The sequence below is a fragment of the Arthrobacter psychrochitiniphilus genome, from assembly GCF_003185915.1.
GTDB lineage: Bacteria > Actinomycetota > Actinomycetes > Actinomycetales > Micrococcaceae > Specibacter > Specibacter psychrochitiniphilus.
In genome coordinates, this window is the sequence record NZ_QHLZ01000002.1 from 333,572 (window position 1) to 347,662 (window position 14,091).

A 14,091-nucleotide genomic window follows, 5' to 3' on the forward strand; every position below is an offset into this window, starting at 1 on the left:
CTACTCCACCACGAGGAACTGGCCCATCATGCCCATGTCCTCATGCCATAGCAAATGGCAGTGATACATGTAGGGGATTACCGGATCTGTGTGCTCTCCGAAGCGCATCAACAGCCGAATGGTCATGCGCGGAGGGACATAGACGGTGTCCTTCCAGCCGGCCAGCTCGGGCGGCGGCGGCTGGTTGTCCATGCTGAGAATTTGAAACTGCACATCATGAATGTGGAAGTTGTGGGGCTGGTTGTGCGCGTTGATGACACCCCAGGCTTCTGTTGCCCCGGCCTTCACTTCCAGATCAATTCTGTCCATGTCCATGAATTTGCTGTTGATGGAGTTATCGCCCAGCTGAAACATGCGCATGTCACCGGCCAGTGCCGGATCCGGGTAGTCCATGGTGGCGAGCTGGGTGGGGATCGGTGCGGAAGGGCTCAGCGTGGCTGCTGCCGTGAGCTCCAAGATCTCCAGTTTGTCCTGTGCTCCAACCTCGGCGGCACGCGAATCAGCAACGCCTAAGCATTGGGGGAAGGACCGCAAAGTGAATTTCTCCCCGGGGGCTGCCGCAACAATGATCTCGGCGCGTTCGCCAGGGGTGAGCATAATCCGGCTTAACGGAACCGGCTGGGCCAGGAGGCCTCCGTCGCTGCCAATCATGGTGAAGCTGCGATCATCGGAGAAGCCGAAGTTGTAGCTGCGAGCGGTTGAGGCGTTCAGCAGGCGCAGGCGCGTGTGCTCGGCAGTGACGGCCAGTACGGCAGCCGCGGTTCCGTTAACCAGCACCGTACCGCCCAGCATCCCAACCCCAACCCTGCCACTCTCAACGAGCTGGCCCTGTGCGTTGAACGTCTTGTCCTGAACAATGACCGGAATGTCATCCACACCGTAGTGACGTGGCAGAGCAAGGCGGCTTTCTTCGTCGTCGTCAATGATGAACATGCCACCGAGGCCCTTGTAGACGTGCTTTTCCGTCTCACCGTGCGGGTGCGGGTGGTACCAGAGGGTCGCCGCGGGCTGGTCAATTCCCCACGCGGGAGACCATGTTCCGCCGGGTTCAACCATTTGGTGGGGGCCGCCGTCGGCCACGGCAGGTAGGCGCATGCCGTGCCAATGCAAGGTGGTGGCCACCTCGAGGCTGTTGCTGATATTGATGCGGATGTCCTCGCCGCGCCGCGCCCGGAGCGTGGGGCCCAGCAACGCGCCGTTGACGCCCCAGGTATCGGCTTTTCCGCCCTGAACAATCTCTGACTGGCCGGCCTGGGTGACAAGATCGAAGACGCGCTGGCCGTCCTTGACTACAGATTCCGCCAGCGGTGGGATGTGCAGCGGGTTACGGAAATCGAGCTTCCCGAAGGTATCTAAGACCTCACGGCCCGTCCTGCCGGAACAGCCTGCCAGTGCCGCAAGAGCGCCGGCTCCCAGACCCAACGTGGTCAGCTGGAGCAGGTGGCGGCGGTTGAGTCCGGGACGTTGCAGTGCATCACTCATTTTCCTCATCTTAGTTGGCGGGTCCCGGCGGGTCATCTTGGCCGTCCCTGCTAGCAGGATTGCTACTAGCAGGATTGCCCCTTGTAGGATTACCCAGTGCAATTCTCCCTCTGGCTGGCCCTTGTCGGCGCCGGCGCCATGATCAGCCTGACCCCGGGCGCAGGCGCCATCAACACCATGTCCAACGCTCTCACCTCTGGGTTCCGGCGCTCCTTTTGGGGCATCCTTGGCCAGCAAGTGGCGCTTGTTATCCATGTGATAGTTGTTGCCGCCGGCGTGGGCATCATCGTCTCCAGCTCGCCGTTCCTGTTCTTGCTGATCCGCTACGTGGGTGCGGCCTACTTGGTTTATCTGGGTATCAGGAAACTGCTGGCGAAGGCTGAGACGGCCGACGCCGGGGACGTACCTGCCGCTGTTGAGCACGGGTTCTCGATGTTCCGCCGCGGGCTGTGGGTCAATCTCCTGAACCCAAAGGCGATCGTCTTCTTCTTGGCGTTCATGCCACAATTCATCCGCCCCTCCGAACCACTGCTGGCCCAATATGTCATTCTGACCGCCACGGTGGTGGTGATTGACATCATCGTGATGTGGTTTGTCTTTGCCGCAGGCGCCAAACAGCTCAAACACCTGACCACCAGCGAGCGCGGTCAACTCATCCTCAACAGGATCTTCGGCATCCTCTTCATCGGCGTGGGCGTGGCACTGGCGCTGGCGTAGCAGCCACCGCGCCCGCACCCCGCTTCCGCGCCCGGCTCCCCCTTCCGCTACCGCCCCCCACTTCGGCGCCCTTACGACGGGGCGCATAAGTGGGGGGCGGTAGCGCAGAGGGCCACCTGTAGCCGCAGTAGCGCCGATAGACTGGCACCATGACCAACCCCTACCGGATCATTACCGTTTGCACCGGCAATATCTGCCGCTCCCCCATGGCTGAGTTCATGCTGGCGCATGCGGCAGCGGAGGCCATGCTGGACGTGGAAGTAGATTCCGCAGGGACCAGTGCGTGGGAAATTGGAAACCCGATCGATCCGAGGGCCAAGAATGTCCTGGCCAAGCACGGCATCACCGCAACGGAGCATGTCGCTCGCACGTTCAACCCCGCCTGGTTCGTCAGCCGGGACCTCATCCTTGCCCTGGACACGGACCATTACGACGCGCTGACGGCACTGGCCCCCGACGACGCGGCCGCTGCCAAGGTGCACATGCTCCGCTCCTTCGATCCCGAAGCCGCCCACTTGCCAACCGAACAGCAGGGCATTTACGACCCCTGGTACGGAAACGCGCGCGACTTTGACGAAAGCGCGAACCTGATCTCCGCCGCGATCCCCGGCATCCTGGCCCTGGCCCGCGCCCGTGCCTAAGCCCGTCATCATTGCCGTGGACGGGCGATCCGGCGCCGGCAAAACCACCCTTGCCGTGGAACTGGCCACCTTGTTGCGACGCCACCGCAGCATCTCCCTCTTTCATCTTGAGGACATCTACCCCGGCTGGGACGGACTGGCCGGCGGCGTGGAACGCTATATTGAAACCGTCCTGGAGCCCCTGCATTCCGGGAAACCCGCTACATGGACGGCATGGGATTGGGAGGCCAAGCACGACGGCGCCTCCCGCACCACCGAGCTTGCCCCGGTGGTTCTTGTAGAGGGTGTGGGATCTTCCCATGGCAGGGCCAGGGATTTCCTGGACGCCGTCATTTGGGTGGATACGCCCTCCCCCACCAGGAAGAAGCGTGCGCTGGAGCGCGACGGCGAGACCTACGCCCCATTTTGGGATCTTTGGGCTGAGCAGGAGGACCGCCTCCTCGATGACAGTCACCGCCCACAGCTGGCCGATGTGATTGTGGACGGAAGTAATGGTGTGGCCAACGCCCTCGAGGGTGTCTTAATGGCGCTGACCCAGTTACCCAAGTTGGAACACGTGCTCTCCCCGGAACTGGCAGGCCGGCGTGGCCTGGAGTTCTCCGCCGTCAGGATCGAAGGGCTGCCACCTGCCCAGCAGCTGTTCCATTCGCTGTATGGGGCGGCAGAACACGCCATCTGGCTGGACAGTTCAATAGCTGAGACAGGCGGGGCGGCGCAGCCGGCTGGGACAATCAAGCTGGCACGAGATCCTGGGGAGTTCTCGGCAGCAGCCCGTTCCCGCTTTTCCATCATGGCGGATGATTCAGGTTGTTTTGGCCAGCTAGCCCACCACCAGGGCGGGCTGACAACTCTTTCCGCGGGTCAGGTGAGTGCTCATATCAGTGGACAGTTTTTCCCTTGGTTGGACTCGGCGTGGGGGCGCAAGGCCGTGCGGGCTCCGGCTGACTATCCGGGTGACTTCACTTTGGGTTGGCTGGGGTATTTGGGCTACGATCTCGGCGATCCGGACGGCGTCCAGGCTGCCCCTGCACCTCCGAAAACTGCCGGGCCAAATGACGGGCTACCTACCGGTCCGGATGCTGGGTTGTCTACTGGGCCGGATTCCATTGCTGATGCTGCGCTGATATTCGCAGGCCGCGCCGTGGTTCTTGACCACTGGCAGAACTGCCTCTATGTCCTGACGCTGACAGGCGCCCAGCAGCCCTCGTCACAGCGGGAAGCGCAAGAATTCTTGGAGACCGTCCGCGCAGTTCACGCAGCAGCGCTGGAGAGCCCAGCAGCCCAAACGGAGCAAACCCTCTCGAAAGTGACGCCTGAACCTCAACAGGCACCACAGCAGGCACCACATGGGAAAGCGCCGAAATTCACTAGCAGGGACGGCGAACGCAGCTATAAGAACAAGATCGCGGCGGCACAAGCCCAGATCCGCGACGGCAACTCCTACGAGGTTTGCCTGACAACCACGCTGGAGGCAAACATGCCAGAACGGCTGGATCCCTGGGCCACCTACCAGGCTCTGCGCAAGCGCAGCCCGGCCCCGTTCGCAGCGTTCCTCCGGCTCGGTCCGCTGAGCATTGCCAGCACTTCCCCCGAACGTTTCCTGCGCATTGATGCGGCGGGGCTGATGCGTGCCGAGCCTATCAAGGGCACCCGACGGCGTGATCCGGACCCTGCGCTGGATGCCGCGCTCAGGGAGGATTTGGCGTCATCACCCAAGGATCGGGCCGAGAACGTGATGATCGTGGACCTGCTGCGCAATGATCTTTCGCGCTTTGCTGTCCCGGCTTCACTGAGGGTTCCGCGGCTGTGCGCTATTGAAAGTTACGCCACGGTGCACCAGATGGTCAGTACCATCGAGGCGCGGCTGGCCCCGGGCAGTTCGCGAGCCCAAGCAGTGGCTGCCGCATTTCCGGCCGGGTCCATGACGGGTGCGCCGAAGATCAGCACCATGGCCATTTTAAGCCGCCTCGAAGCCGGCCCGCGCGGCGTCTATTCCGGCGCTATCGGCTATTTTTCCCTCAATGCTGCCACTGATTTATCGGTGGTTATCCGCACGCTGGTCCTCCAAGACCTGGACGGCGGCACGCACCTTTCGCTGGGGATCGGCGGCGCCATCACGGCAGACTCCGATGACGAGGCGGAGTGGCAGGAGATTCAGGCTAAGGCTCACGGGGTTTTATCCACACTGGGAGCCGATTTCCCGCGGTAGGCAGCCGGGGCGTTGCCTACTGCAAAGTAGCGGTTAGGCGGGCCACGTTGTCCACATAACGGGCCAGAATTGGGCGTGTGAGCCACTCTTCCAAATGCAGCTCACGTGACATGGAGCGGTAGTGATCTTCAACAGCGTGCATTTGTTCAACCACTGCGCGGTCAATCATCATGACAGTGACTTCAAGGTTCAGTGAGAAGCTGCGCATGTCCATGTTGGAGGAGCCAATCACGGCAACGTCGTAGTCCACGGTGAAGTGCTTGGCATGGAGCACCAGGGGTTTGGGGTAAAGAAAAATGCGCACCCCGGCCCGCAAGAGCGCCTCGTAATAGGAGCGTTGAGCGTGGTGGACCAGAAACTGGTCACCCACCTCGGAGACGAAGAGTTCCACTTTAATACCGCGTTGCGCTGCGGTGGTGATGGCATAGAGAAGGGAATCATCCGGAACAAAATAGGGGCTGGAGATGGTGATCTGTTTTTCTGCCGAATACAGCAAAGTGTTGAAAAGGCGAAGATTGTTCTCAGTAACAAATCCCGGCCCGCTGGGCACCACCTGGCAGAGGGCTCCACCTTCAAACGTGTCCCAATGGTATGCAGCCATTTGAGATTCAAGATTTTCTTCGGTTTCCGAGGACCAATCAGTGGCGAACATGACGTTCAGGGTGCCAACAATGGGGCCTTCCAAACGTGTCATGAGTTCTACCCACTGACGGCCAACCTTGACGTTACGTTTTTTTCGATAGGAAGGCTCAATGACGTTTTGCGAACCCGTGAAACCCACCCGGCCATCCACCACCAGAATCTTGCGGTGGTTGCGCAGATCCGGCCTGCGCCATTGGCCTTTGACAGGCAGCAGTGGCAGCATGCGCCGCCACTGGATTTTGCTCGCCTTGAGCCGGCGGATCATCCCCAGATAGCCGGGTACCCGCAGTGACCCAATGTGGTCAAAAAGTACCCGCACCCGGACTCCGCGTTCAGCCGCAGCTTCCAGCTCCTGGAACAACCTGTTCGTGCTGGCATCTGAACTCATGATGTAAAACTCGGCGTTGACGTAGTCGGTGGCTTGGCTGATTTCATCGGCCATAAGATCCAAGGACTCCTGGTATCCCTTAATCAGACGGACAGTATTGCCACCAATGGCCGGGAAAAACCCCAGATTCTGGTTCAATTCAATGGCCGATTTAACCCAGGCCGGCCCATCATATTCGGGCACCAAAGACGCAATGTCCTTAGTGCCTTCCATGATGCGCTGGTTGACGGCGTCTTGCTTCTCACGCCGTCGCCGGGAAAGCCGAAAATTGCCGAACATGAGGAAAAGGAGCAACCCTACATAGGGCAGGAAGAAGATGCACAGCAGCCACGCCATGGCAGTAGTGGGGCGCCGGTTTCCCGGAATCACACCCAAAACAACCACTCGGATGCCAAAATCCACCAGTACAATCAGCGCAGACAGCCAGACACTGCCTGTGGGCAGGCTAAACGCCGTCCAAATCACGCACACCTCCTAGCTAAACCGGCTTTTCAGCCGAGAGTGACAATAGCCTAACGGCTCTTTCGCACAGGCCCACTCGCAACGCTGGCCGTGTGACGTGCGCCAGCTGTGACTTGCTGTGCTCGGGTGAGATGCTGCGGCTATGCTGAGCATAATTTGAACTTCCCGAAGTGAGGATGTAGCGCCATGAGCAGCTCAAACAATCCAACCGTCAGCATCGACGTTTTTGCCTTAGATCCGCAAAAAATCACGGAGAAGGCAGTAAAGGGTTTGCGCCTAGCCTTTGCCATTAGCGGCGTTGCGGCCTTGGTTCTCGGTATTATCCTGCTGTTGTGGCCCACCAAGACTCTGGCTGTGGTGGCCGTAATCTTAGGCATCAACTTCCTCATCACTGGTGGTATCAAGGTAGCTGTTGGCATCTTTAGCCACAGCCTTTCCGCCGGGATGCGGATCCTGGATGTTCTCTTGGGCCTGTTCGTGATGGTTGCCGGCATCATCGCCCTGCGTAACTCGGCCGCGACGGGCGAGCTCCTGCTGGTATTCACCGTCATCATGATCGGCATCGGCTGGATTATTGAAGGCATCATCGCCATGGCCGAAGCCGGCAAGGGCCCCACCCGCACCTGGGCCATCGTGTTCGGCGCCATCAGCGTGGTAGCCGGCATCACGGTGCTCGCTGTTCCCGTCTGGACCGCACAATGGCTGTTGCTGATAACAGCCATCATGCTGATCATCTTGGGTGTGGTGGGCCTGGTCCGTGCCTTCACCTTCGGCAAGTCCCTCACACGCTAGTACGCCTGCGAGGGACCCAGACCGAGGCACGAGGGCAGGGAGCGGGTGGGGATAAGATCTCAGTCATGACAACTCTGGTTTTCTTGGACCCCGCCCACCCGGCCGGCCGCGTTGCAGACGCCACCGTTCCCAACATTCTGGTTACGGATCAGGGGCTCACCCGCGGTGACGGGATCTTTGAATCCATGCTCGCTATTGATGGGGAGCCACGCAAAATCCGGGCTCATTTAGATCGCCTTGCCGTCTCGGCCAGCACCATGGACCTACTCATCCCTGACGCCGGGGTGTGGCAGGCGGCAATTACGACGGCGCTCACAGCTTATGCTGCCGGGGCACCAGAGGATTCCGCAGACCACGGTGCAAGCAACGAATCTCGCCAGTGCGTGGTTCGCCTTATCGCTACCCGAGGCCCCGAGGGCGCCAACTCCCCCACAGCGTGGGTCACGGTCAGCCCGGTGTCCGCCTCGTTGGCTGCCCAGCGGGAGAAGGGCTTGGCCGTGCTCTTGTTGGAGCGTGGCTATGACAGCGATATTGCAGCCCGTGCCCCCTGGCTTTTGATGGGCGCCAAAACACTCTCCTACGCCGTGAACATGGCCGCACTTCGGCACGCACACCACCAGGGCGCGGATGACGTGATCTTCACCAGCGGTGACGGGCTCGTGTTGGAAGGGCCCACATCGTCAGTTCTTCTAGCACACGTTAGTGACGATTCCGGCGTACCGCTCAAGCGGCTCATCACCCCGCATTTGGACACCGGGATACTGCCCGGCACCACGCAGGGCGCACTGTTCGCAGCTGCGCAGGAAGCCGGGTGGGAGCTGGGTTACGGTCCACTAACACCTGCCGATCTGCTGGATGCCGACGCCGTGTGGCTCATTTCCAGCCTGCGGCTACTGGCGCCCGTGACCACCATTGACGGGAAGGAAATCGGCACGGCCGCCATCCGAGCCGAGCTTACGGCGGAACTATCGGCGCTCCTGGCTACCACGTTGTAAACACATCAGTTCGACTGACCGCTGGGCACAGGCCTAACAAGCGGGCGGAGCTTGTTGCCCAGAAGAATCAGCACCGCGCTGGCGATCAGGAAGGCTACCGCGATCCCCACACAACTGAGCAGCACGGCGCCGTAGCCCCCGTTGCCGGGGTTCAAGAAGGGATAGGCGTACCAGTCCGTGGCGGCGCCCCGAATCAGGGAATAGGCCAAATATGCCAGCGGAAACAGCACTGCAACACCCAACCGGGTCAGCGGGATGGGCCGGCGCGGCGGTTGGATCAACCAGTCCGCGACAACCGCAATGGGCATGATGTAGTGCAGCCAGGTATTGATCCAAGGCAGGAGCGCGCCGAGATCCACCTCGCGCAACAGGGCGGTGAACACGATCCCCACCAGGGCCATGCACACCACCGATACGCACCGCAGAACCTGCCAAGCCGGGCCCAGCTCCTTCCCGCGCCAGGTCAGTACTGACTCCGTGAGCAGGACGGCGGCGGCAAGAATATTGGACAGGTTCGTGAAGTAGCTGAAGAAGTTCAACACGTTGAAACCGTGGCTCAGGTGAACGCCAAATTGGATGCCCACTGCCACAAGAGTGAACGCGCCGAAGAGAAACCGTAGTGCCGCCAACAATCGCCGAGTTGTCATGGGTTTCATCATGTCATGGACGCGGCAGAGATATCAGGTCCGTCCCGCCACCCTGTGAACGGATATCTGGGTGTCGCCGTCATGTTTGTGCACACTGGCAGGTTCTTCACCGGACCCGGCACGTGGTGTGCTACTTTCAAGGTGAGTAATGAGTGCCAGCGTTAAGCCCTGACTTGCTGGCCGGCAACCCTCTTTCCGGCGGGGTGCCTCAGGTGACTACTCGGCAAACCAGCTACCTAGGCTGGCGTTTGCAAGCGTGAACTTTCCTTGTGGTGCGGGCTCAAGAGTGGACATTTTCAACCAACTCTTCGTCAACTGCCACCAGCTCCCGTTTGCAACGCGCAGCCATTTGCAATGAGGAGAGAACCATGACCGCGGACGAATCCCCCCTGGCCTACCGGCTTATCACCGGCCCTGACGACCGCTCTTTTTGCGAGCGCATTTCCACCGCCCTTGCCGACGGCTATGTGCTGCACGGCGGCCCCGCCCTCACCTACAACGGCACCAGTGTCATTTGCGCGCAGGCCGTGATTCTTCCGCAGGCCGTGGCCAGCAGCGATGCCGCCGTCGCCACTGCCGTGGATGATCTCGACGCCGAACTTGAGTTTGATGGCGAGGGCATCGCATGAGCTACGCGGGAGATGTGAGCCCGGGCACAGCCTGGGAAGCTGTAGCCGCGGGGGCAACACTCGTGGATGTACGGACAGAGGGCGAATGGGCACACATTGGCGTCCCCGACACCTCAACGCTGAAATCAGAACCCGTTTTTATCCAGTGGAATCTCGCCACGGGCGCCCGCAACCCTGATTTTCTGGCAGAGCTGGCGGCAGCAGTACCCCCGGAAAAGCAGCTGATAGTGCTGTGCCGCTCCGGTGCCCGCTCTATTGCCGCCGCTGAAGCAGCCACAGCCGCCGGGTACACCGCCTACAACGTACTTGAAGGCTTTGAAGGAGAAACTGATCCCTACGGAGATCGGATTCTCAACGGCTGGAAGAACCGCAACCTCCCCTGGCGCTAAGGAAATATCATTGAGCAACTTTAATGAGCACGCAGCCACTTGGGGGCAGGACACCCAGGCGGTACGCGGCGGGCTTGACCGCAGCAATTTTCAAGAAACCTCCGAAGCCCTCTTTTTGAACTCCGGATTTGTCTACGAATCGGCGGAAGCTGCCGAGCAGGCGTTCACGGGTGAGGTGGACCGCTTCGTGTATTCGCGCTACGGCAACCCGAGCGTGGCAACCTTCCAGGAACGGCTGCGGCTGCTGGAAGGAAAAGAGGCGTGCTTTGCGACGGCGTCGGGCATGTCAGCCGTATTCACCGCCTTGGGTGCCTTATTAGCAGCCGGGGACCGAGTGGTGGCAGCACGGTCCCTGTTCGGCTCCTGCTTTGTGATTCTGAATGAGCTGCTGCCGCGGTGGGGTGTGGAGACCGTATTTGTTGACGGGCCGGACCTGGATCAGTGGCGCGAGGCCTTGTCGGTGCCCACCACGGCCGTGTTCTTCGAGTCACCGTCGAACCCCATGCAGGAAATCATTGACGTGGCGGCTGTGTGCGATCTAGCTCATGCCGCTGGCGCGCAGGTGGTAGCCGACAACGTCTTCGCAACTCCCTTGTTGCAGCGTTGCGGCGATTTCGGCGCGGACATCATCGTCTATTCGGGCACCAAGCACATTGATGGCCAGGGCCGGGTGTTGGGTGGCGCAATCCTCGGCACCAAGGAGTTCATCGAAGGGCCCGTCAAGAACCTGATGCGCCACACGGGCCCGGCGCTCTCCGCGTTCAACGCATGGGTGCTCACCAAGGGCCTGGAAACCATGAATCTGCGGGTTACACACTCGTGCAGCAATGCCCTGGCACTCGGAGAATTCCTTGAAGCCCAACCGCAGGTGGCACGCGTGCTGTACCCGCATCTGCCGTCCCACCCGCAGTATGAGCTGGCCAAAAAGCAAATGAAGGCCGGAGGCACGGTGCTGACATTTGAGCTGGCTCAGCCAGCGTCGGGCACTCGCAAGGATGCCGCGTTTGCGCTGCTGAACGCGCTGTCCATCATCGACATCTCCAATAACTTAGGGGATGCGAAGTCGCTCATCACGCATCCGGCCACCACCACGCACCGTGCCATGGGCCCCGAGGGGCGCGCCGCGATCGGTCTCAGCGACGGGTTCTTGCGCCTGTCGGTGGGCCTGGAGGACGTGGATGATTTGAAGCGGGATCTCGCGGCAGCCCTGGCGGCCATTTAGGCTGGCCAAAACAGCAGTGGCAAGGCCGCTGGCGTTTGTACTTAGTCTTGGAAGTACTCGATCTCGGCGCCAATGGTGTTCAACCGCTCGGCCAGATCTTCGTAGCCGCGCTCAATCACATATATGTTGCGCAATTCAGAAGTGCCCTTGGCGGCGAGCATGGCCAGCAGGATGCAGGCGGCCGGACGCAGTGCCGGCGGGCAGCCAATCTCGGCGGCACGCCACGCAACGGGGCCCTTGATGTCGATGCGGTGCGGATCCAACAGGCGGACGCCGGCGCCGAGGCGGTTCAGTTCCGTCAGGTAGATGGCCCGGTTCTCGTAAACCCAATCGTGGATGAGCGTGGTGCCCTCGGCGCAGGAGGCAATCACGGCGAAGAACGGCAGGTTGTCAATGTTCAGGCCCGGGAATGGCATGGGATGGATCTTATCCGGGGCAGCCTTTAGCTCGGACGGCAAAGTGGTGATATCCACGAGCCGTGTCTTGCCGTTGCGGGCCATATATTCAGCCGATTTAAGGTAACAAAAACCCATCTGCTCGAGGACCTTCAGCTCAATTTCCATGAACTCGATCGGCACGCGGCGGACCGTGACCTTGGACTTGGTCACGATGCCGGCGGTGATTAGGCTCATGGCCTCGATGGGGTCCTCTGATGGGGCGTACTCAATGTCAACGTCAATCACTGACTTGCCCTTGATGGTCAGCGTGGTGGAACCAACACCGTCCACCGAGATGCCCAGACCCTGCAAGTAGAAGCAGAGGTCCTGGACCATGTAATTGGGGCTGGCATTGCGGATGACAGTGGTTCCGCTACGCAGTGCCGCAGCCATGATGGCATTTTCCGTGACAGTGTCCCCACGCTCGGTCAGGACAAAAGTGCGGTCTTCGGCATCGCTGACAGGTGCCTGTACCTGGTAGAAACCGTCATGTGCGTTGACGATGAGGCCGAATTCACGCAGCGCCTGCATGTGCGGCTCCACCGTGCGGGTGCCAAGGTCGCAGCCGCCGGCGTAAGGGATACGGTACGGGTTAGCTTCATCAAGGAGTGGGCCCAGCAGCATGATGACGCTCCGGGTGCGCTTGGCTGCGGCAACATCCATGGCAGCTAAGTTCAAAACGGCAGGGCGGCGGATCTGGAGGTCGTTGTCTTCGAGCCAACGGCACTGGACCCCGATGGATGTCAGAAGTTCAACAATGCGGTTGACCTCTTCAATGCGAGCTACACGGCGCAACGTGGTGGTGCCGCGGTTGAGCAGACTGGCGCACAGCAGGGCCACTCCCGCATTCTTGCTGGTGTTCACATCAACGCTTCCGGAGAGTTCACGCCCACCGCGCACGCGCAAATGGGTGACCTCGTTCTTACTGACCGCCCCCAGGCTGACCAGATTGGCCTCCAAGAGCGCTTCCATGCGTTGGATCATTTTCAGGCTCAGGTTCTGTTTGCCCTGTTCCATCCTGGCTACAGCACTCTGACTTGTCCCCAACTGGGTTGCCAGTTCGCCTTGGGTCCAACCTTTTTCATTACGTGCGTCTCGCACCAACACACCAACGGTTTCTGCAGCCACTTGAGTCATAACAACTTTTATATCACAGGATGCATATTATATAGGAATTATGTGACCTGATGGTCAATTATGGCAAAAAACCTCTAAATCAACCGTTTCATGCGATAAATCCAGGCTGCTCCAGTCCAAGCTGGCAGGCTCTCCCTTTACGGTACCCCGGCTTGTGCCAGCTGCCCCACTCAACGCCCATTACACGCCCAACGCTTAACCAAACACTTGCCCACATTGGTCCGCTGCCGCCCTTGAACCGCAGCGGGCACAGAAAATTACGGGGTCTAGGAAAAGAGCGCGATGCTTGCTGCCAACGTTTCCGCCGAGTGCTGGAGCTGTTCTGCCTCGCGCTCATCCAGATGGGTGTCCAAGACCCGCTGCACTCCACCAGCTCCAACAACTGAGGGCACGCTCAGGGCCACACCATCAATACCGCGGTAGCCGTGGAGGACGCTGGAGACCGGCAGAATACTGCGTTCATTTTGCAACACTGCCTCCACGATGCGGGCACCGGAAAGCCCTATGGCGTAGTTCGTGGCACCCTTTCCGGCAATGACCTTGTAGGCGGCGTGGACCACGTCATGAGTGATGGTTTCGAGCCGTTCGCGGGGAAAGAGCAAGCCTTTAGCGCCATCAGTCCACTGCGAGAGTGGAGTCTGCCCAATAGTGGCAGAGGACCACAACGGAAATTCGGTATCACCGTGTTCGCCAATGATCAGCGCGTGCACGCTCTGCGGCGCAACGGCCGCCGCCTCGGCTACGATCCAGCGCAACCGGGAGGAGTCCAGCACCGTCCCGGAGCTGAAAATCCGCCCGGGAGGCAGGTTGGTGATGCGTTCGGCCACAGCGGTGAGCACATCGCACGGGTTTGTGACAAGGATGAAAACGGCGTTGGGCGCCAGTGCCACCATGGGCGGCAGCATCTTTTCCAGGATGCCCACATTGACCTCAGCCAGCTGCAGCCGGGTCTGCCCCGGTTCCTGCTTGGCCCCCGCAGTGATGACGATGACGTCCGAATCGGCCACCAAATTTATGTCACTGCCGCCGGTGATTCGTGAGGATCCGGTAAAGGGCGTGCCGTGGGCCAAATCCAAAACTTCGGCATCAACCTTGGCCGTGGCAATGTCATAGAGCACCACCTCGCGGGCGGATCCACGGATCAGGGCGGCGTAGGCCAGTGAGGTCCCGACACTGCCGGCGCCAACAATGGTCAGTTTGGTACTGCGAGGGATAGTCATGCTCCAAGTATCCCCGCCCAGCCGGACAGACACGGATTATGTCCTAGCACTTCAGCCAGAGCGCAAATCCCGTTCCCCGCGT

General features: G+C 60.4%; 13 protein-coding genes and 1 riboswitch. Of the genes, 8 read left to right on the forward strand and 5 right to left on the reverse strand.

Annotation, left to right across the window (positions count from 1 at the left end; all coding sequences use genetic code 11):
• On the reverse strand, positions 1-1,482 hold the full coding sequence (locus tag CVS29_RS04870) for a multicopper oxidase family protein (RefSeq protein ID WP_110105203.1): 1,482 nt from the start codon (positions 1,480-1,482) through the stop codon (positions 1-3).
• A 96-nt stretch (positions 1,483-1,578) separates the two neighbouring features.
• Between CVS29_RS04870 and CVS29_RS04875 the strand changes: the two genes are divergently transcribed.
• From CVS29_RS04875 to pabB, 3 genes are all read left to right on the forward strand, one after another.
• Positions 1,579-2,199, forward strand: coding sequence for a LysE family transporter (locus tag CVS29_RS04875; protein ID WP_110105204.1), 621 nt, complete (start codon positions 1,579-1,581; stop codon positions 2,197-2,199).
• Between the two features lie 149 nt (positions 2,200-2,348).
• Positions 2,349-2,840, forward strand: coding sequence for a low molecular weight protein-tyrosine-phosphatase (locus CVS29_RS04880; RefSeq protein WP_110105205.1), 492 nt, complete (start codon positions 2,349-2,351; stop codon positions 2,838-2,840).
• Entirely contained in the window at positions 2,833-5,049 is a 2,217-nt protein-coding gene (gene pabB / locus CVS29_RS04885) for an aminodeoxychorismate synthase component I (protein ID WP_110105206.1), read from the forward strand. The genes CVS29_RS04880 and pabB overlap by 8 nt, the downstream gene beginning before the upstream one ends.
• Positions 5,050-5,065: 16 nt before the next feature.
• Here pabB and cls read toward each other — a convergent pair whose 3' ends face one another.
• Positions 5,066-6,541 carry a cardiolipin synthase gene (gene cls / locus CVS29_RS04890; RefSeq protein ID WP_373366706.1) on the reverse strand — a complete coding sequence of 492 codons (1,476 nt, stop codon included), beginning with the start codon at positions 6,539-6,541 and terminating at the stop codon, positions 5,066-5,068.
• Between the two features lie 186 nt (positions 6,542-6,727).
• Here cls and CVS29_RS04895 point away from each other — a divergent pair, with 186 nt between their 5' ends.
• Both CVS29_RS04895 and CVS29_RS04900 read left to right on the forward strand, forming a co-directional pair.
• Entirely contained in the window at positions 6,728-7,333 is a 606-nt protein-coding gene (locus CVS29_RS04895) for an HdeD family acid-resistance protein (RefSeq protein WP_110105207.1), read from the forward strand.
• A gap of 65 nt (positions 7,334-7,398) precedes the next feature.
• Positions 7,399-8,328 (forward strand): aminodeoxychorismate lyase, encoded by a 930-nt coding sequence (locus CVS29_RS04900; protein WP_110105208.1) that lies wholly within the window; start codon positions 7,399-7,401, stop codon positions 8,326-8,328.
• Positions 8,329-8,333: 5 nt separating this feature from the next.
• Here CVS29_RS04900 and CVS29_RS04905 read toward each other — a convergent pair whose 3' ends face one another.
• On the reverse strand, positions 8,334-8,975 hold the full coding sequence (locus CVS29_RS04905; protein WP_110105209.1) for a Pr6Pr family membrane protein: 642 nt from the start codon (positions 8,973-8,975) through the stop codon (positions 8,334-8,336).
• Between the two features lie 144 nt (positions 8,976-9,119).
• Positions 9,120-9,238, forward strand: a riboswitch (SAM riboswitch).
• Between the two features lie 105 nt (positions 9,239-9,343).
• Between CVS29_RS04905 and CVS29_RS04910 the strand changes: the two genes are divergently transcribed.
• From CVS29_RS04910 to CVS29_RS04920, 3 genes are read left to right on the forward strand one after another with little or no spacing between them, the layout of a single operon-like run.
• On the forward strand, positions 9,344-9,604 hold the full coding sequence (locus CVS29_RS04910) for a DUF1737 domain-containing protein (RefSeq protein ID WP_110105210.1): 261 nt from the start codon (positions 9,344-9,346) through the stop codon (positions 9,602-9,604).
• A complete protein-coding gene (locus CVS29_RS04915) occupies positions 9,601-9,993 on the forward strand; it encodes a rhodanese-like domain-containing protein (protein ID WP_110105211.1) in 393 nt (130 codons plus the stop codon). Before CVS29_RS04910 ends, CVS29_RS04915 begins: the two co-directional genes overlap by 4 nt.
• 10 nt (positions 9,994-10,003) lie before the next feature.
• Positions 10,004-11,215: an O-succinylhomoserine sulfhydrylase gene (locus CVS29_RS04920; protein ID WP_110105212.1), complete on the forward strand. Its 1,212-nt coding sequence runs from the start codon at positions 10,004-10,006 to the stop codon at positions 11,213-11,215.
• Between the two features lie 41 nt (positions 11,216-11,256).
• Here the strand turns inward: CVS29_RS04920 and CVS29_RS04925 are convergent, their stop codons facing one another.
• Positions 11,257-12,789 carry a UDP-N-acetylglucosamine 1-carboxyvinyltransferase gene (locus CVS29_RS04925; RefSeq protein WP_110105213.1) on the reverse strand — a complete coding sequence of 511 codons (1,533 nt, stop codon included), beginning with the start codon at positions 12,787-12,789 and terminating at the stop codon, positions 11,257-11,259.
• A 266-nt stretch (positions 12,790-13,055) separates the two neighbouring features.
• The gene (locus CVS29_RS04930) at positions 13,056-14,009 is read right to left on the reverse strand and encodes an L-lactate dehydrogenase (RefSeq protein WP_110105214.1); all 954 of its coding nucleotides are present in this window, start codon (positions 14,007-14,009) and stop codon (positions 13,056-13,058) included.
• Positions 14,010-14,091 lie beyond the last annotated feature (82 nt).

What these genes read in the sequence shown, in the direction of transcription:
- CVS29_RS04870 (WP_110105203.1), bottom strand. Translation starts at nt 1,482, where the DNA reads ATGAGTGATGCACTGCAACGTCCCGGACTCAACCGCCGCCACCTGCTC.
- CVS29_RS04880 (WP_110105205.1), top strand. Translation starts at nt 2,349, where the DNA reads ATGACCAACCCCTACCGGATCATTACCGTTTGCACCGGCAATATCTGC.
- CVS29_RS04895 (WP_110105207.1), top strand. Translation starts at nt 6,728, where the DNA reads ATGAGCAGCTCAAACAATCCAACCGTCAGCATCGACGTTTTTGCCTTA.
- CVS29_RS04900 (WP_110105208.1), top strand. Translation starts at nt 7,399, where the DNA reads ATGACAACTCTGGTTTTCTTGGACCCCGCCCACCCGGCCGGCCGCGTT.
- CVS29_RS04905 (WP_110105209.1), bottom strand. Translation starts at nt 8,975, where the DNA reads ATGACAACTCGGCGATTGTTGGCGGCACTACGGTTTCTCTTCGGCGCG.
- CVS29_RS04910 (WP_110105210.1), top strand. Translation starts at nt 9,344, where the DNA reads ATGACCGCGGACGAATCCCCCCTGGCCTACCGGCTTATCACCGGCCCT.
- CVS29_RS04915 (WP_110105211.1), top strand. Translation starts at nt 9,601, where the DNA reads ATGAGCTACGCGGGAGATGTGAGCCCGGGCACAGCCTGGGAAGCTGTA.
- CVS29_RS04925 (WP_110105213.1), bottom strand. Translation starts at nt 12,789, where the DNA reads ATGACTCAAGTGGCTGCAGAAACCGTTGGTGTGTTGGTGCGAGACGCA.
- CVS29_RS04930 (WP_110105214.1), bottom strand. Translation starts at nt 14,009, where the DNA reads ATGACTATCCCTCGCAGTACCAAACTGACCATTGTTGGCGCCGGCAGT.